The organism is Hydrogenophaga sp. PML113 (assembly GCF_001777155.1).
Taxonomy (GTDB): Bacteria; Pseudomonadota; Gammaproteobacteria; order Burkholderiales; family Burkholderiaceae_C; genus Hydrogenophaga; species Hydrogenophaga borbori.
In genome coordinates, this window is the sequence record NZ_MIYM01000014.1 from 16,420 (window position 1) to 33,444 (window position 17,025).

Here is a 17,025-nt window from a genome sequence, read left to right on the forward strand (position 1 = left end):
GGGTCAGTGGTTGCTGTGCCCCTTGCTTAGCAGATACGACAGGCGTGCGACCTCGTTGCTCGTGACGGGGACCTGCTTGTCACTCGCCGTCAGAAGTGTCGCGCCCGCGCGCAGATACTCGGCTCGGCCGAAGCGATCTTCCTTGGCCATCTTGCCGTCCTTGAACAGGTAGAGGGCGCCGCCATCCTTGAGTGGCGTGACCTCGGCAGCGGCCTGGCGCGCGGCGTCGCCTGCAAAAACAGAGGCGCTGGCAAACAGCAGCGCGGCAATGACAAACTGGGATTTCATGGCGTTTCCTTGCTGATGCCCGGGGTGCTGCTGCACGCCCCGGGGTACGTGAGTACGCCGCCACGATAGGGCGCCGGCCATGACGCCATCCCTGCAAGCCCATTACATCTTCGTCAGGTGCTCCGCTGGACGCCATATCCGGCTCAGCAGCCGGAGCGCAGTCAAAAGGCGTTACCAATCAACGACGCCAAACTCAGGATCATCGTCTGGGCCGCGCTCAAGGAGAAAGCAACCCGCCCGTCAACGGGTACAGAACACCTGCCGCCACCGCAACGCCCTACGTTTTGTGCAGATGGTTCCTGTTGAATACGCCAGCTGACGGTTCGCTGAACGTACCGCGGGACAACCAGTGACGTGCGTTATCGAATACAGAAGTGCTTCCATCTCCAGATCCAACGTCGAGATGGCTGAGGATGGTGTCTGATCTCCCGAAATGGGAGTCAGCGACCCGCTGGCCTCCATCCACCTATCCTTTTCCGGATACACCCTGGCGGCGAACGACTTCGCGGCGCTTGCACCCCGCCTCGGGGCTTGATGAGACATGCCTGAGATTTCCGAAGAAAATCCTAGAATGCAGCCCATGCGTTGGCTTGTCACGCTGCTGATTTGCCTGTCCCTGCCTCTGCAGGGCGCATGGTCTTGGGCGGCGCCCGTCGAACCGTGCCCGATGGAGGGCATGGTGATGGCATCCGGCGCGATGGCCGACGACGCGGGCCCTGGCGCTGTGCCCGATTGCTGCAACGACGAGGCCACCTTCCTGAAAACCGGTCAGCCTTGCAAGACCGGCGTGGACTGTGGTGCGCCCATGGCCAGCGTGCCGTCAGGCGGTTTGTCGGCTGCACCCGCTCTGCAGACAACCCGCCATCTCGCCCTCAACGTCGCCGGACCACCCTCATCCGCGCGTTCCGCCATCTGGCGGCCCCCCTCCCTCGGCTGAACCCCTCAGCACCGTCTTGCCGCTGCGCAAGGGTCGGTGCGGTGATCGACCGGGCCCGATCCGGTCCAGCTGGTTCAGGAGGTGACCCATGTCTCGTTTCTTGTGCGGTCCGTGCGGGCCGTCCTGGCGTTCGCGCGGCCCCGGTGCGCTGGCACTCGTGTTCGTGTTTGTGCTTGGCTTGTCCGTGCCGATGGGTCTGCGCGCGCAGGCGCCATCGGGCATCGACCGCAGTGCGGCGATGTCCGCGGCGTTGCAGCGCTCGGGCCTGCTCAAGGCGTTACAGGCCGAGACCCGTGCTGCGCGCGAGATGGCGGTGGCGGCCGCGCAGCGGCCTGACCCGGTGTTGCGCCTGTCGCTGGACAACCTGCCGGTCAACGGCGCCGATCGCTGGCGCACAACGCGCGACTTCATGACCATGCGCTCCATCGGCATCGCCCAGGCGCTGCCGGGACGTGACAAGCGCGAGGCGCGCGCTCGCTGGTATGAGCGCGAGGCCCAAGCGGCTCACGCCCGACATCGCGAGCAGGCCACCGAGGTGCTGCGCCTGACGTCGGTGGCCTGGTTCGCATTGCGGGCCGCGCAGCAGCGCCTGGGCTTGCTGGCCGCGCAGCGCGAGTCCTTGCAGCGGCAAGTGCTGGCCGCCGAAGCCGCAGCGCGCTCGGGCCGCGGCACGCCGAGTGACTTGCTCGCTGCGCGCGATGCGCTCTGGCGGCTCGAGCAACTTCGCATCGAAGCCGATGCCCGCGAGCGCGTCGCGCGCCAGGCACTGGAGCGATGGACGGGGGTGCAGGGGCAGATCACGCTCGGCGAGCCGCCTCGGCTGGACGAAGCGGCGTGGGTCGAAGAGCCCTCGCGCCGCTGGCTCGATGAGCATCCCGCTGTGCAGGCCTTGCAGGCGCGTGCCGAGGTGGCGCGTGCGGCCGCCGACCTGGCCCACCTGGAGCGCGATCCCGACTGGAGTGTGGAACTGATGCTCAGCCAGCGTGGCAGCGCCTACAGCGACATGCTGTCGGTGGGTGTGTCGATTCCGCTTGCGAGTAACCGTGCGCGGCGTCAGGATCGTGAACTGTCGGCACGCCTGGCCGAGGCCGACGCGCGCGACGCCGAGGTCGATGAAGCGCGCCGTGTCAGTGAACTGGAGATCGCCGAGTGGCAGCAAGCCCTTGCCGCGGCGTTGGCGCAGCTCGAGCTGATTGATCGCGAACGCCTTCCGCTGGCGCGACAGCGCGTCGTGGCCTCAATGGCCGCTTACCGCGCCGGCACCTTGTCGCTGCGTGAGCTGCTGGCCGCCCAGGAGGCTGCCGTGGTCCTGTCGATCGAACGCATCGACGTGGAACTGGATGCGGCGCGCCCATGGTCGGCGCTGGACGCCCTGCGATCGACGACCCCGGCCGCGTCCAATACCCAAGCGAGGTGAACCCATGAAGCCGTTCTTTTCATCGACGCGTGCGCGCTGGATAGCCTGCGCTGCCACCTTTGCCTTGCTGGTCGGGGTGGGCATTGCCGCCTGGCAATCGGGCGTGCGCAGTGGTGTGCGCATGGGCGTCTCGGCTGAACCTCGGAGCACAGCCGACGACGCGCTGTCCAAACCGGGGGCTTCGACCGCCGTTGAGGCGATGTCGGACCCGTCCACGTGGACGATTTCGCAGGGCGAGGACGCCACGCGGCGCCACATGCGCGATGGCCTCAAGGCCGGCGACCTGGACCCAGCCACGGGGCGCCGGATCCTGAACTACCACGACCCCATGGTGCCGGGCAGGAACTTCGATGCGCCCGCCAAGTCGCCCTTCATGGACATGATGCTGGTGCCACGCTACGCCGGTGCCGAGGGATCGGACACCGGTACCGTGACGGTGAGCCCGCGCATCCAGCAGAACCTGGGCTTGCGCACCGCCGTGGTGGAGGCCGGGGCCTTGTCCGCCGAGGTGACAGCGGTGGGCAGCATCGCGTGGAACGAGCGCGACCAGACCACGGTGACGAGCCGCGCCAACGGCTTTGTGGAGAAGCTGCACGTGCGCGCCACCTTCGATCGCGTGGCCGCCGGCGCGCCCCTGTTGGATGTGTACGTGCCCGACTGGGTGGCCGCGCAGGAGGACCTGCTGGCCATCTCGCGCATGCAGGGCAGTGGGCTGGACACGCTGCGCGAGGCCGCGCTGCAGCGCATGCGCCAGGCCGGCATGTCACCTGCCCAGATCGACCTCGTGCAACGCACCGGTGTGCTGCAGGCGCGCTTCACGCTGCGCGCGCCGCAAGCCGGCGTGGTGACCGCGCTGATGGTGCGCGAGGGCGCGACGGTGATGCCCGGCACACCTCTGATGACCGTGCAGGGCACGGCCACGGTGTGGGCCGAGGCCGAGGTGCCCGAGAGCCAGAGCGCCGAGCTGATGCCCGGGATGGCGGTCAGCGCCACCAGCCCGGCCGTGCCGCGCCAGACCTTTGAGGGGCGATTGCAGGTCCTGCTGCCGCAGGTGGAGCCGACCACCCGCACGCTCAAGGCGCGGCTGGAGTTGCCCAACCCCGGCGCGCGGCTGGTGCCCGGCATGCTGGTGCAGATGCGCTTTGCGCGGCCGGCTGGCGACATGCGCCTGCTCGTGCCGGCCGATGCGGTCATCCGCACCGGGCAGCGCAGCGTGGTGATGCTGGCGGAGGCCGACGGGCGATTCCGTCCGGTGCAGGTGCAGACCGGGCGCGAGGCTGGCGATCAGGTCGAGGTCATCGCCGGCCTGCAGGCCGGACAGCGCGTGGTCCGCTCGGGGCAGTTCCTGATCGACTCGGAGGCCAGCTTGCGCGGTCTGGAGGCCAGACTGAACCAGGGCACGGAACCCGCCCCGCCGGCACCGCAAAGCCACCGCACCGACGCAGTCATCAATGCGCTGGAAGGCGACACGGTCACGCTGACTCACCCGCCCGTGCCGTCACTGAACTGGCCCGAGATGACGATGGACTTCAAGCTGCCGCCGCGCGAGCGCCAGCCACGCGATCTGGGCTTGGGCGAGCGCGTGCAGATCGAATTCCAGATGCAGGACGGCGACGTTCCGCAAATCACCGACCTGCAGCGCGTCGCGCCCGGGGCAACGCGATGATTGCCCGGCTCATCCGCTGGAGCATCGCCAATCGCGTGCTCGTGCTGGTCGCCACGGTGATCGTCACGGCATGGGGCGTGCTCGCCTTGCAGCGCACGCCGCTGGACGCATTGCCCGACCTGTCCGATACCCAGGTCATCGTGCGCACCACCTGGCCCGGGCAGGCGCCGCAGCTGGTGGAGAACCAGGTGACCTACCCGCTGACCACCACCATGCTGTCGGTGCCGGGCGCCAAGGCGGTGCGCGGCTACTCGATGTTCGGCGACAGCTTCGTGTACGTGCTGTTCGACGACGGTGTGGATCCTTACTGGGCACGCTCGCGCGTCCTGGAGTACCTGAACCAGGCCCAGGCGCGCCTGCCCGCCAACGCCCGCTCCAGCATCGGGCCCGACGCCACCGGCGTGGGCTGGATCTACCAGTACGCGCTGATCGACCGCACCGGCCAGCAGGACGTGGCACAGCTGCGTGCGCTACAGGACTGGTTCCTGCGCTTCGAGCTTAAGACCGTGGCTGACGTGGCCGAGGTCGCCAGCATCGGGGGCATGGTGCGCCAGTACCAGATCGTGCTCGACCCCGACCGACTGCAGGCCTACCGCATCACGCCGGCCATGGTGAGCGATGCCGTAGGCCGAGCCAACCAGGAAGCCGGCGGTTCGGTGCTCGAGCTGGGCGAGGCCGAGTACGCGGTACGCGCCAGCGGCTACCTGCGCACGCTCGACGACTTCCGCGCGATACCGCTGTTGACCACACCGGCTGGCGTGTCGGTGCGGCTGGGCGACGTGGCGCGCGTGCAGACCGGCCCCGAGATGCGGCGCGGCATCGGCGAGCTCGACGGCGAGGGCGAAGCAGTGGGCGGCATCGTGGTGATGCGTTCGGGCAAGAACGCGCTGAGCACCATCGCCGCCGTAAAGGCCCGGCTGGCAGAACTTCAGCGCGGTCTTCCGGCGGGCGTGGAGATTGTGCCGGTGTACGACCGCTCCGGTCTGATCGAGCGCGCGGTGGACAACCTCACCACCAAACTGATCGAGGAATTCATCGTGGTCGGGCTGGTCTGCCTGGCCTTCCTTTTCCACGTGCGCAGCGCGCTGGTGGCCATCGTGACGCTGCCGCTGGGCGTGCTGGTCGCTTTCATCGTGATGCAGCAGCAAGGCATCAATGCCAACGTGATGTCGCTGGGCGGCATCGCGATCGCCATCGGCGCCATGGTGGACGCGGCCATCGTGATGATCGAGAACGCGCACAAGCACCTGGAACGCTGGGGCCAGGCCCACCCGGGGCAGACGCTGCAGGGCGAGGCGCGCTGGCGGCTGATGGGCAAGGCCGCTGCCGAGGTCGGGCCCGCGCTGTTCTTCTCGCTGCTCATCATCACGCTGAGCTTTGTGCCGGTGTTCACGCTGCAGGCGCAGGAGGGTCGCCTGTTCTCGCCGCTGGCCTACACCAAGACCTACGCCATGGCGGCCTCGGCCGCTCTGGCGGTCACGCTCATCCCGGTGCTCATGGGCTACCTCATCCGAGGGCGCATACCGGCCGAACACCGCAACCCGATCAACCGCGCGCTCATCGCCGTGTATCGGCCCATGCTGGACGCGGTGCTGGCCTGGCCCCGGCTCACGCTGGGGGTGACGGCGCTGCTGCTGGTCGCGAGCCTGTGGCCGCTGCAGCGCATCGGCAGCGAGTTCATGCCGCCGCTGGACGAGGGCGACCTGCTGTACATGCCCACCGCGCTGCCCGGCCTCTCGGCGGCCAAGGCGGCCGAGCTTCTGCAGCAGACCGACCGGCTCATCAAGACCCTGCCCGAGGTGCAGAGCGTGTACGGCAAGGCCGGGCGCGCCGACACCGCCACCGACCCCGCGCCGCTGGAGATGTTCGAGACCACCATCCAGTTCAAGCCGCGCGCGCAGTGGCGCGCCGGCATGACCCCCGACCGGCTGGTGGAAGAGCTCGACCGCACGGTGCGCGTGCCGGGGCTCTCGAACATCTGGGTGCCGCCCATCCGCAACCGCATCGACATGCTGGCCACCGGCATCAAGAGCCCCGTGGGCGTGAAGGTGGCGGGCCCCGACCTGGCCACCATCGACCGGCTCACCGGGCAGATCGAGCGCGCGGTGAAACCCGTGCCCGGCGTGAGCAGCGCGCTGGCCGAACGGCTCACGGGCGGGCGCTACATCGACATCGACATCGACCGCGAGGCCGCCGCGCGTTACGGTCTCAACATCGCCGACGTTCAAGCCGTGGTGGAAAGCGCTGTGGGCGGCATGGTGATCGGCGAGGTGGTCGAAGGCCTGCAGCGCTACAGCATCAACCTGCGCTACCCCGCCGAACTGCGCGACTCGCTGCCCAGGCTGCGCGCCCTGCCCATGGTCACGCCCGTGGGGCAGCGCCTGGTGCTGGGCGACGTGGCCGACCTGCGCGTCAACGACGGCCCGCCCATGCTGCGCAGCGAGAACGCGCGCCTGGCCGGTTTCGTGTACGTGGATGTGCGCGGCCGCGACCTGCGCGGCGCGGTGCTCGACATGCAGCAGGCGGTGGCGGCGCAGGTGTCGCTGCCGCCCGGCTATTCGGTGTCGTGGTCGGGCCAGTTCGAGTTCCTGGAGCGCGCCAGCGCGCAGCTCAAGGTGGTGGTGCCGTTCACGCTGCTCATCATCTTCGTGCTGCTGTACCTCACCTTCGGCCGCATGGACGAGGCCCTGCTCATCATGGCCACGCTGCCGTTCGCACTCGTCGGCGGCGTCTGGCTGCTGTGGATGCTCGGCCACAACCTGTCGGTGGCCAGTGCGGTGGGCTTCATCGCGCTGGCCGGCGTGGCCGCCGAGTTCGGCGTGATCATGCTGGTGTATCTGAAGCAAGCCTGGAGCGATCGGCTGTCGCAGGGCCGCGGCGATGGCGAAGCCCTGCTGGAGGCCATCCGCGAGGGGGCCGTGCTGCGCGTGCGGCCCAAGGCCATGACCGTGGCGACCATCGTGGCCGGCCTGCTGCCGATCCTGTGGAGCAGCGGCACCGGCAGCGAGGTGATGCAGCGCATCGCCGCTCCGATGGTCGGCGGCATGATCAGCGCGCCGCTGTTGTCGCTGTTCGTGGTGCCGGTGGTCTACCGACTGCTACGTGGGAGGTAGAGTGGGCTGCTGCCGGTTTCATAGACACCTTGTTGAGGTTGAAGATGAAATCAGAGGCCGCCCAACTCTCGTTACTCTTGCGCCTGGGGACGCGGACGCCATGACAGGCGATGTCTCTGATTTGTCGTACGTCGCAGGATTGCACTCAGGAACCAGGCTGCGACAGCCCGACAACCTCTCGGGCCAGCGCGAAGCCGTATTCCCACGCATCCTCAAGCTTGGGCACCAGGTCTTTCGGCATGCGCTCATCGTGTCTGATGAAGGACAAGGTGGCTGCCATGGCATCCACGGCTTTCAGTATGAATTCGCGCGGTCGATCGACACCACATGCTCGCCGGCCGAAGTCGAGAAGCTCTTTGGGCAACGGATACGTTCTTGTCCTGTCGCCCTTTCGAAGCTTCAGCGCCATGGTCCGATCCTCGATCTCCTCGCCTGTGCCGAAGCGGGTGTACTTGTAGATCGAGGTGGTCAGCACGTCGAACATCGGGGCCAGACGGATGTCGGTCTCATTGGAGTACAGGACGCCAAAGTTCTTCAGGTGGGCGTCGCCATTTCTCACGAGGATGGAGAAGGCGACCTGTTGAAAGAATTTCTCGAGTTCAGGCTGAGGAAGACCCAGCTGATTCCGCAGTAGATCGGCGATCAGCTCGTAGCTACCGTGATACTTGCGCTCGTCCAGCTTGTTGCGTACCTGCATGCCCAGCAGGGACGGGATGTCCTCGAAGCCCAGGCGTGAGCCGTCGGCACCGATGTCAAAGCGATCGAGCACCAGCAGGCCACCATCGGCACTGAGGTCAAAGCCTGAGACCTCGATCCCCGCCCGCTTCGCAGCGCTCAGCGCGATGAACTCATTGGCCGAGAGTCCAGGGTAGTACTCCGGGCCACTCTTCACGATGAGGGTCGGCACCGGAATCGAAGCGCGATCGGGCAGCATGATCTTGGGCTGCACACCGGAGACGCCGGCGCCACTGGCGAGATAGGCATCCACCAGCTCAGGGAACAGCGCCTGGCTGTTGGTGCTGTTCAGCAGAGTTGCGCGATCGATCGTCGGTCCGCCCATCCGCGCAGGCGCCCCAGGCAATCGCGCGCTGTTGCGGCCAATGCTGTTGGTACCGACGGCCAGCAGCAGATGCATCTCGGTGATGTTCTGCTTCGGAAACCGCGCGCGGATCTGCTCGTACAGGTAGCCCTCAGGCAGGTTCATGTCCAGCACAGGGAACATGCCATTGCTCTGGTAGACCGCCGCCTGATCCGGATTCATGAGCAGGCTGAGCCAGGGGCCGCGGTAGGCGCCGCTCTGATCAGGTTTGTAAGTGAACACAAACTGTGAGGCGCGTGCCAGCAGCCCGGCCGGCTTGGCCCCGATGTCGATCTCGAGCGCCTTGATGCGCTCGGGCATCTCCAGCTCAGCGCTCACCGGATTCCCCTAGCTCGCGCGCGGCGTACTCCTGCATGTCCGTCAGGCTTGGCAAGCCCCTCTTCTCCAGCCGGATCGAGTAACCCATGGCCCGCAGGGCATCAAACAGGGAAGAGACGTAGACGTCATCTCCTTGCTCCAGGCGATTGAGCACGTCACGGCTGCGGCCGCTGTCTTTGGCCAGCTGCACGGACTTGATGCCCAAGCGCTTTCGCAGGGCGCGAAGTTCGCGACCCAGGTCGACAGGATTGTTGATTTTGTCCATGATACCAGGCATTCTGACTTGCATGACAAGAAATGTCCATGATTTAGGACGACTGACTAGATTGTGCGAAATTGCGGTAAGTCGGGCCGGGCTGGGTAGGGGGCGCAGCTCACGCTGGGGGTGGTCAGAAAAACAAATCCTGTCGAGAAAAAATCAATAGCTGTCGTAAAAATCCTTGTTAACCACGCATACAAGGCCATGTATAGTGCCGAAGCCCTACACGGGCACCAAGCATTTGTAGCAGGCTGCTGTGTTCAATGAGAATTGCGGCGGCTGATTAGCGTTCTTGCTCAACGACGGGGTAGACGGCGTCTCCCCAGATGGCATTTGGGTTGTCCATCATCACAGCGATGATCACCGGAACCAGTTTTCCTAACAGGCGTGTGCAATCTCGCAACTGATCACGGTTGACCTTGCCATCCCAAGTGGCACCTCCGTGGATGAGTTGGTTGCGCAGCGTGTACAGGCGATTGAATGTGATCGAGAGCAGCGCGGGCGTATTGCCACTAGCAAGTGCTAACTGGGCCGACTTTTTCGCGCCTGCAAAACGCTCCCTCCATTCTTCCTCTCCGATCCGTCCTCGCTGGAACTCCCAAAACAGGTGGAAAACATAGGGGTTATCAAGAAGCGCACGAATGCTGTTGGAGAACTCCTTCCAAATCATGTCTTCAATGCGCTTGCTTGTGTCGAGGTTGCATAGCTTTTCGAGAAAGGCTGTGAAAGTGACCTTGTCAGACGTTCGGTCACTGTCGTCAAGCTCCTGTGCGTACGCGGCATTGAAGGCAATCCACAGAAAGATGAATCTGCCATCCATGTCCTCGGATTGCTCGGCGCGATGCAGCCAGCTCAAGGCTCTGTGGATGCGCAGCGTCAGGTTGGTCGGATGTCCGTCGCGCACCAACCGGTGACGCTGCTTGAGAGCAGAATGCTCCAGGAAACTTCCAGTCATTGGTTTTAGCGTGGACATGGATCAGGTTTTCGGTTGAGAAGATTCCACTGGCTCCGCTTGCGCGATCTGGCCCCAGCCTCTGTCAAACGTGAATGTCCGCGCGTGGCCAACAGGGTTCTGAATCCTGAGAACTCGCGCCTTCTCTGCATCAGTCGCATACTCGACCACGTACAACCAGTAAGCATCGCCCTTCCCGAGGGCAAAGTCGAATTGTGTTCGGGAAAGACCCACGGGTCGATTTTCTAGGCTGCCGGCCATCGATTTAACCTCGACCCAGCGAACTGGCTGGCGGTTGCCGTTGGCTTCGAATAAATCGAAACCAGGATTGCCCTCCGGTGTGCGTTGCAGCTTGGGTTCGAGCGAAATGATCAGGGTAATGGCGCGGTCCTCGATCTTCATCCGTGTTGCTTGGTCTAAGCCGTCTGGATCGGCTTCCTCGTCATCAGGATGGGTGCCGATGTAAGAAATAAACGGTCTTACGCCATTCGTGCCTGGTTTTCGCTTCCCCTGTCCCCCGGTATTAGTTCCGCCGCTCTTGCCGCTACCAGTATGGTTACCAGAGCCATCGCGTGAGCCTATGCCGCCCTGACCCTCGCCACGTGGCCTCCCCATGCCAGTTTCACCTTGGCTGCCGCGCCCCGTGCCACTCGTTGAGCCCTCGCTGCCATCCGGGTCGTACCTGCCTGACGGAATGTCCGGCATGTCATCGCCATAGAGGTCCTTCGCTTCGTCGTACACATCCTCACCAGATGGCCTGGTGTCGTCGGTGTCCTCTTCGACGAGAACTTCGTCAGAAGACTCGTTTTCGGTCGTTGCCTCTGCCTTTGGATGTGCGCCAGTTATCCCAAGACGGGAAGTCAGATCCGCCACGCTGGTGATGCCTAGCTTTCGGAGCAAGTCCAGGGCAGCAGGATCGATGCCAGCTTCTTTGGCTAGTTGGTCAATCAGCGGCGGCTTGAAGACGATCTTGGTCAGCAGGAAGGGATTGGTCTTCCAACCCAGGGAATCAAACAACACAAGGTTTGGCGGAAAAAGCTCGCCGTTGGCGTCTGGTATCCACGCAGCTGAGTTGAGTCGGCGAATGAACGCGGCCGGGAATGGGGGTGTCCTGCGCTCTCCGTAATGCGACCAGGTGTAGGAACCATCGAAGATGCCGCGCCCACGACGCTCCTCGAGGTCGCCCAAGCTCTCCCAAATCAGGCGGGCCCGCTCAATGCGTTGTTCGGGTGTGAGCTTGGGCAGCAAGTCAATCAATCCATCGAGGCCATTAAGTACCCAGTCAACGACTGTCTCTCTAGCCCCAAGCTCCACATACCCGGTCTTTCGACGGAGGTCCCTCTTCTCTTCCAGTGTCAACGCAGTCGGCGCTTCTACGGGGCGTGGATATCCCCAGGTGGTTCGCACCGACAACGGGCCGGAGTTCACCAGCCGGGCGTTCATGGCCTGGGCGCAGGCACACGGCATCCGCCACATCCTCATCCAGCCTGGGCGACCCATGCAGAACGGCTACATCGAGAGCTTCAATGGCAAGTTCCGCGACGAGCATCTGAACGAGTGCTGGTTCCAGACCTTGCACCAGGCCAGGGTGGCCGCAGCCGCATGGCGCACGGACTACAACGAGGTCAGGCCACACAGCAGCCTGGGGCGCATGCCACCGGCTCGCTTCGCCGAGCTGCATCGCCAGCGCGCTGGCGATGCAGCTCAACTCCCATCAACCCCCAACACCATCGATTAACCTTCGCCCCGGACTTCCACTTCTGATTGGTACGTCTACAGGGGGCAGGTCACAGCAGCCGCGAAGACCGTGCGGCGCTCGCCGAGGCGCTGACGGAATCGGGCTACCCGCCCGCGGCCTGACCGCCGGTCGGCCCGGCACTTGACCTTCCCACGGGGTGAAGCTTCAAGCTTCACCCCGTTACGCTTTTTTTCCGGAGAACAACATGCCCACCCTCATGAACATCGGTCAGGCGGCCGCCGCCGCCGGCGTGTCGCCCAAGATGATTCGCCACTACGAACTCATTGGCCTGCTGCCCGAGGCCGACCGCAACGAGTCGGGTTACCGCCTCTACAGCGAGCGCGAGGTGTCGGTGCTGCGCTTCATCGGGCGCTCGCGCCACCTGGGCTTCTCGATTCCCCAGATCGCTGAACTCATCGGCCTATGGAGCGACTCAGGGCGCTCCAGCCGTGAAGTCAAGACCGTGGCTGAGCACCACCTCGCCAGCCTCGACGAGAAACGGCGCGAGATCGAGCAGATGATGGCCGGCCTGTCGGAGCTGGTACAAGCCTGCCAGGGCGACGATCATCCGCACTGCGCCATCCTGGACACGCTGTCGCAGCACAGCCTGGACAAGCACCAGCCGCGCCACAAGCCGCAGCTGAAGAAAGGCAACGCCAAGGACGGTGAACATGCCGCTGCGGGTACCGGCCACATCGATCTGATGGCCTGGATGCGGGGTGTGCAGGTACACCACGGCGCACACTGATTGCGGCTCGGATGGACACAGGTTTGTCCCGGGGGGCGGAGCAAGGCAGATAACGAGGAGGTACCCCCATGAGCGCACCCGCGGATCAACATCACCATCACGAGCACCATCATCATCACCATCGTCACGGTGGAGATGGTTCTCATCCGCCCGCCACAACGCCTCCGCGGACGGACCAGGGAGCGGCTGGTACCACGGTGTACACGTGCCCCATGCACCCGGAGATTCGCCGCAACGCCCCGGGCAGTTGCCCGATCTGCGGCATGTCGCTCGAGCCGCTGATCCCCGAACTGGAAGGGGACGACAACGCTGAACTGCGCGACTTTGAGCGTCGCTTCTGGTGGTCGCTCCCGATGACGGCGGCGGTCTTCGTGCTCGCTATGTTCGGTCATCGTCTGAACTGGTTCGACATGGCCACGCAAAGCTGGATCGAACTCGTGCTCAGCGTGCCCATCGTGCTCTGGGCGGGCTGGCCCTTCTTCGAACGCGGGTGGACGTCGGTGGTCAACCGCAGTCCGAACATGTGGACGCTCATCGGCCTGGGCACCGGCGCAGCCTTCGTCTACAGCGTGGTCGCCACCGTGGCGCCCGGCGTTTTTCCGGATTCGTTCGTGTCGATGGGGCGCGTGGCGGTCTACTTCGAGGCGGCTGCGGTCATCATCTCGCTCACCTTGCTGGGCCAGGTGCTGGAGCTCAGGGCGCGCTCGCAGACGTCAGCGGCCATCAAGTCACTGCTGGGCCTGGCGCCCAAGACGGCCAGACGCATCCGCGCAGACGGCGTCGAGGAAGACGTTGCGCTCTCGCACGTGCACGTGGGCGACCTGCTGCGGGTACGCCCCGGCGAGAAAGTGCCCGTGGACGGCGCTGTCGTCGAGGGAAGCAGTGCGGTCGACGAATCCATGCTCACCGGCGAACCGATTCCAGTATCCAAGCGGACCGGTGACCCGGTGATCGGCGCCACGCTCAACACCAGTGGCGCACTGGTGATCCGTTCGGAGCGCGTGGGAGCGGCGACCATGCTCTCGCAAATCGTGCAAATGGTGGCCCAGGCCCAGCGCTCCAAGGCCCCCATGCAGCGCATGGCCGACGTCGTGGCGGGCTATTTCGTGGTGACCGTCGTGCTGATTGCCCTGGCCACCTTGCTGATGTGGGGCTTCTTCGGCCCCGAACCCCGCTGGGTGTTCGGCTTGATCAATGCGGTGGCCGTCTTGATCATCGCCTGCCCTTGCGCACTCGGTCTTGCCACGCCGATGTCCATCATGGTCGCCTCGGGCAAGGCGGCAACACGCGGCGTGTTGTTCCGCGATGCCGCGGCCATCGAGAACCTGCGCAAGGTGGACACGCTGATCATCGACAAGACCGGCACCCTCACCGAAGGACGTCCGGCCTTCGATCAGGCCATCGGTGTCGAGGGCGTCGACGCCGATGAGGTGCTGCGCGTGGCCGCCAGCCTGGACCAGGGCAGCGAGCACCCCCTGGCCGAGGCCATCGTGCGGGCCGCGCGCGATCGTGGGCTCGCGCTGGACAAGCCCGAAACGTTCGAATCCGGCTCCGGGATCGGTGTGCGCGGGGTCGTCGCGGGTCGTCGACTGGCATTGGGCAACACCGCCTTGATGGAGCAGGTGGGCGTGTCGATCGGCGAGCTGACGCCTGTGGCAGAGGCATGGCGATCGCGCGGCGCCAGCGTGATGCACCTCGCGGTGGATGGGCAGCTGTTCGGGCTGCTGGCCGTGTCGGACCCGGTCAAGGCATCGACACCGGAGGCGCTGTCTCAGCTGCGGTCCGCCGGCCTGCGCATCGTCATGGCCACGGGCGACGGCCTCACCACCGCACGCGCGGTCGGCGAGCAACTGGGCATTGACGAGGTGCACGGCGAAGTCAAGCCCGCAGACAAGCTGCAGCTGGTCGAACGCCTGCAGGCCGAGGGCCGCGTGGTGGCGATGGCGGGCGACGGGATCAACGACGCGCCGGCACTGGCCAAGGCCGATGTCGGGATTGCCATGGGCACGGGCACCGACGTGGCGATGAACAGCGCACAGGTCACACTGGTCAAAGGCGATCTGCGAGGGATCGCGGTGGCACGCACGTTGTCGCAGGACACCGTGTCCAACATGAAACAGAACCTGCTGTTTGCGTTCCTCTACAACGCCCTCGGGGTTCCCGTGGCGGCCGGTGTGCTGTACCCCTTGACCGGGTGGCTGCTCTCGCCCCTGATTGCGGCACTGGCGATGAGCCTGAGCTCGGCATCGGTGATTGCAAACGCGTTGCGATTGCGATCGGGTCGCTGAAGAAAATAAGCGTCGCCGGGACTCCAGGTGGTCTCCGTTGGCGCGTACGATGGCTTCTGTTGACGTGGGTCAACTCCCTGAACTCGGTTGTGAGTAGCATGAAATAAGTGGATCACTTGCAACAGTTGTCCGCTCTGTCATGCACCATCTCATTGGACGTCACCGACCCAGCCGCATCGCGTCGGTGATGTTGTTCGTGTGGCTATCGGCCGTCTTGGTCAGCTGGGCCAACGCGTGTCTGGTGAGTTCCTCTGGTGAGTTGGCCCATGGAGCGGTGCATCACCTGGTGGCGGGAGCGGCGCAGGGGACCACCAGCGCAAGTCAGTCGCCCGCTGCGGACCATGCATTGGCCGCATGCGAAGACTTTTGCGAGATGGAGCGCAGCGTCGTTGCCCAAGCGCAGACCAAAAAGGGCCTTGTTGATACGACGTTTACCACGTTGATTCTGCAAGCCGCGGATGTCTCATGGCCAGCAATCGCAATCTGGCGGAATGAACCTCGCAGGCACTGGCTGGCACATCCACCGTCTTCCGGCCCATCTTTGACCATTGCGTTCCTGCGGCTGACGCGCTAGCCCCCGCACAAAGTCAACACCCGTGCCTGGAGGCACTGCGCGCGACCTCGACATCAGCTTTGGTCAACCGCCGCGTGGGTAGGGTGCCGAGGTGCCATACACAACCGCATTGACGGTTTGCCGTTCCGATTTTCAAAGGAGTTTCATCATGAGCCTGTTTCGTTCGATCGCAATCGCCAGTACGTTGGCCGTCACGCTGACCGCCTGCGCGCAGAACCCACCGGTTGCCGGCGGTGCCGACCACTCTGCGCACCACCCACCGGGCGCCACCACCACTGCGTCCCCTGCAGATCGCATGGCGAAGATGGATGCACACATGAAGTCCATGCGCGAAATGCACGAGCGGATGTCGCGTGTCACAACGCCGCAGGAGCGTCAGACGCTGATGGATGAGCACATGAAACTCATGCGGGAGGGCATGGCGTTGATGCAAGGCATGGGGCCCGGCGGGCATGGAGGAGGTATGCCCGGTATGGGTGGCATGTCCAACATGGGACCGATGACATCGATGGGGCAGATGGGTCCTGCCGGAACGCCCATGGACATGGCCACTCGCCAGCAGATGATGGAAAAGCGAATGGAGATGATGCAATCGATGATGCAGATGATGATGGACCGTATGGGGCCGACATCGATCAAGCCTTGAGCAACAGGGTCGGGTCATGTTGGCGCCTCTGACTCAGACACGAGCGTGAACCTCGTGATCGAAGCGTGATGCGAGATCACCCCGAGTGGGTGTCTCGCCGCATCACGCTCACCATTACCGCACGGCAGTTTGTTTTCGATCGTGGGTCTTCCACAGCGAGAATGTCCACCATCAGCCCGATAGCATTTCTCGCACGGGTGCGCCAAGCAGCGTTCGACCCTTCCACCTTGCAATGGAGATGCGCATCTCGATTGGCGATCGCGCATGTGCGTGCTGAACCAGGCGGGCTGCTTCATCGCGGGTCAGGTCCGTTAAGCGAAGAAGCAGCTTTCCTCCGCTAGGTTGCATGGGTGTTGACGTGACCAGTTGAAGCATGAACCCCATGCTGTTCAGGTTAGGTATTCCGCGGACAACGCAGGGCTGGCTCCAGACTGGAATGCTAGACGCCCCATGATCGGACAGCTCGAAGCGCTCTCCGTCAACATCTACCATTTCCATGGATGGAGGTAGTACCGCTTCCGTCGCGCGCGCGATTTCATCTGCCGTCGCAATCGGCACAAGCCCTCTCTTCGGATCGTTGGTCATGCGCCTCGCTGCGGTGGAAAGTACGGGACGATCAATGATTGCGATCTCGTGGTCCTGACATATCGCACGCAAACGATTCCGCCACTCCGCCACGTCTTTCTCGAAGACCTCGTCCCCCAATAGGCAAACATTGCCCTCGAGGAGCATGGGCATCAAGGATTGCTGTGCGACTTCTCGGCAGACCAGCTCCACGCTTAGGGCTCCTTCCTGAGTGGTGAAGCGGAAATCGAGACAGGTGAAGAACAGCGCACCTTGCTCCTGGAGCATGACGGACAACTGATCCACCCACAGTCTTGCGGCATGCGCCTGTTGCTCCGCAGTTGAGCCGGTCACGATCTCGGAGTCGTAGAGGGGCCGATGCACCGCAATCGTCTCATTGCGAAGCGCGCGCTTCATT

13 protein-coding genes and 1 pseudogene are annotated in these 17,025 nt (G+C 64.5%); 8 read left to right on the forward strand and 6 right to left on the reverse strand.

Annotated elements, in window-relative coordinates:
- Window positions 1-3 precede the first annotated feature (3 nt).
- Window positions 4-288, reverse strand: a complete 285-nt coding sequence (locus BHU06_RS19700) for a CopK family periplasmic copper-binding protein (RefSeq protein WP_070400929.1) — start codon at window positions 286-288, stop codon at window positions 4-6.
- Window positions 289-829: 541 nt separating this feature from the next.
- Between BHU06_RS19700 and BHU06_RS22645 the strand changes: the two genes are divergently transcribed.
- From BHU06_RS22645 to BHU06_RS19715, 4 genes are all read left to right on the forward strand, one after another.
- Window positions 830-1,225: a hypothetical protein gene (locus BHU06_RS22645; RefSeq protein WP_139147129.1), complete on the forward strand. Its 396-nt coding sequence runs from the start codon at window positions 830-832 to the stop codon at window positions 1,223-1,225.
- Between the two features lie 88 nt (window positions 1,226-1,313).
- Window positions 1,314-2,642, forward strand: coding sequence for a TolC family protein (locus BHU06_RS19705; RefSeq protein WP_083293332.1), 1,329 nt, complete (start codon window positions 1,314-1,316; stop codon window positions 2,640-2,642).
- Between the two features lie 4 nt (window positions 2,643-2,646).
- Window positions 2,647-4,308, forward strand: a complete 1,662-nt coding sequence (locus BHU06_RS19710; RefSeq protein ID WP_070400930.1) for an efflux RND transporter periplasmic adaptor subunit — start codon at window positions 2,647-2,649, stop codon at window positions 4,306-4,308.
- Entirely contained in the window at window positions 4,305-7,421 is a 3,117-nt protein-coding gene (locus tag BHU06_RS19715) for an efflux RND transporter permease subunit (RefSeq protein ID WP_070400931.1), read from the forward strand. Before BHU06_RS19710 ends, BHU06_RS19715 begins: the two co-directional genes overlap by 4 nt.
- A gap of 145 nt (window positions 7,422-7,566) precedes the next feature.
- Here the strand turns inward: BHU06_RS19715 and BHU06_RS19720 are convergent, their stop codons facing one another.
- The 4 genes from BHU06_RS19720 to BHU06_RS22190 form a co-directional block, all read right to left on the reverse strand.
- Entirely contained in the window at window positions 7,567-8,838 is a 1,272-nt protein-coding gene (locus tag BHU06_RS19720; RefSeq protein WP_254668202.1) for a type II toxin-antitoxin system HipA family toxin, read from the reverse strand.
- A complete protein-coding gene (locus BHU06_RS19725) occupies window positions 8,828-9,103 on the reverse strand; it encodes a helix-turn-helix domain-containing protein (RefSeq protein ID WP_175442893.1) in 276 nt (91 codons plus the stop codon). The genes BHU06_RS19720 and BHU06_RS19725 overlap by 11 nt, the downstream gene beginning before the upstream one ends.
- 277 nt (window positions 9,104-9,380) lie before the next feature.
- Complete coding sequence (locus BHU06_RS19730; RefSeq protein ID WP_217494360.1) at window positions 9,381-10,070, reverse strand: HEPN domain-containing protein; 690 nt, start codon at window positions 10,068-10,070, stop codon at window positions 9,381-9,383.
- A 3-nt stretch (window positions 10,071-10,073) separates the two neighbouring features.
- Window positions 10,074-11,297, reverse strand: coding sequence for a DUF3883 domain-containing protein (locus tag BHU06_RS22190; RefSeq protein ID WP_254668203.1), 1,224 nt, complete (start codon window positions 11,295-11,297; stop codon window positions 10,074-10,076).
- A 133-nt stretch (window positions 11,298-11,430) separates the two neighbouring features.
- Here BHU06_RS22190 and BHU06_RS19735 point away from each other — a divergent pair.
- From BHU06_RS19735 to BHU06_RS19750, 4 genes and pseudogenes are all read left to right on the forward strand, one after another.
- A pseudogene (locus BHU06_RS19735) lies at window positions 11,431-11,787 on the forward strand (integrase core domain-containing protein); the annotation flags it as partial.
- Between the two features lie 205 nt (window positions 11,788-11,992).
- Window positions 11,993-12,535 carry a MerR family DNA-binding protein gene (locus BHU06_RS19740; RefSeq protein WP_070400933.1) on the forward strand — a complete coding sequence of 181 codons (543 nt, stop codon included), beginning with the start codon at window positions 11,993-11,995 and terminating at the stop codon, window positions 12,533-12,535.
- A 68-nt stretch (window positions 12,536-12,603) separates the two neighbouring features.
- The gene (locus BHU06_RS19745) at window positions 12,604-14,823 is read left to right on the forward strand and encodes a copper-translocating P-type ATPase (protein WP_083293334.1); all 2,220 of its coding nucleotides are present in this window, start codon (window positions 12,604-12,606) and stop codon (window positions 14,821-14,823) included.
- A gap of 722 nt (window positions 14,824-15,545) precedes the next feature.
- Entirely contained in the window at window positions 15,546-16,043 is a 498-nt protein-coding gene (locus BHU06_RS19750; protein WP_070400935.1) for a hypothetical protein, read from the forward strand.
- A 171-nt stretch (window positions 16,044-16,214) separates the two neighbouring features.
- On the opposite strand, the gene BHU06_RS19755 is transcribed toward BHU06_RS19750, so the two are convergent.
- Window positions 16,215-17,024, reverse strand: coding sequence for a hypothetical protein (locus BHU06_RS19755; protein WP_070400936.1), 810 nt, complete (start codon window positions 17,022-17,024; stop codon window positions 16,215-16,217).
- Window position 17,025: the final 1 nt, after the last annotated feature.

Excerpts from the sequence above, each read along its gene's own strand:
- BHU06_RS19715 (WP_070400931.1), top strand. The coding sequence starts at position 4,305 with ATGATTGCCCGGCTCATCCGCTGGAGCATCGCCAATCGCGTGCTCGTG.
- BHU06_RS19710 (WP_070400930.1), top strand. The coding sequence starts at position 2,647 with ATGAAGCCGTTCTTTTCATCGACGCGTGCGCGCTGGATAGCCTGCGCT.
- BHU06_RS19750 (WP_070400935.1), top strand. The coding sequence starts at position 15,546 with ATGAGCCTGTTTCGTTCGATCGCAATCGCCAGTACGTTGGCCGTCACG.
- BHU06_RS19755 (WP_070400936.1), bottom strand. The coding sequence starts at position 17,024 with ATGAAGCGCGCGCTTCGCAATGAGACGATTGCGGTGCATCGGCCCCTC.
- BHU06_RS19730 (WP_217494360.1), bottom strand. The coding sequence starts at position 10,070 with ATGTCCACGCTAAAACCAATGACTGGAAGTTTCCTGGAGCATTCTGCT.
- BHU06_RS19740 (WP_070400933.1), top strand. The coding sequence starts at position 11,993 with ATGCCCACCCTCATGAACATCGGTCAGGCGGCCGCCGCCGCCGGCGTG.
- BHU06_RS19745 (WP_083293334.1), top strand. The coding sequence starts at position 12,604 with ATGAGCGCACCCGCGGATCAACATCACCATCACGAGCACCATCATCAT.
- BHU06_RS19705 (WP_083293332.1), top strand. The coding sequence starts at position 1,314 with ATGTCTCGTTTCTTGTGCGGTCCGTGCGGGCCGTCCTGGCGTTCGCGC.
- BHU06_RS22645 (WP_139147129.1), top strand. The coding sequence starts at position 830 with ATGCCTGAGATTTCCGAAGAAAATCCTAGAATGCAGCCCATGCGTTGG.
- BHU06_RS19700 (WP_070400929.1), bottom strand. The coding sequence starts at position 288 with ATGAAATCCCAGTTTGTCATTGCCGCGCTGCTGTTTGCCAGCGCCTCT.
- BHU06_RS19725 (WP_175442893.1), bottom strand. The coding sequence starts at position 9,103 with ATGGACAAAATCAACAATCCTGTCGACCTGGGTCGCGAACTTCGCGCC.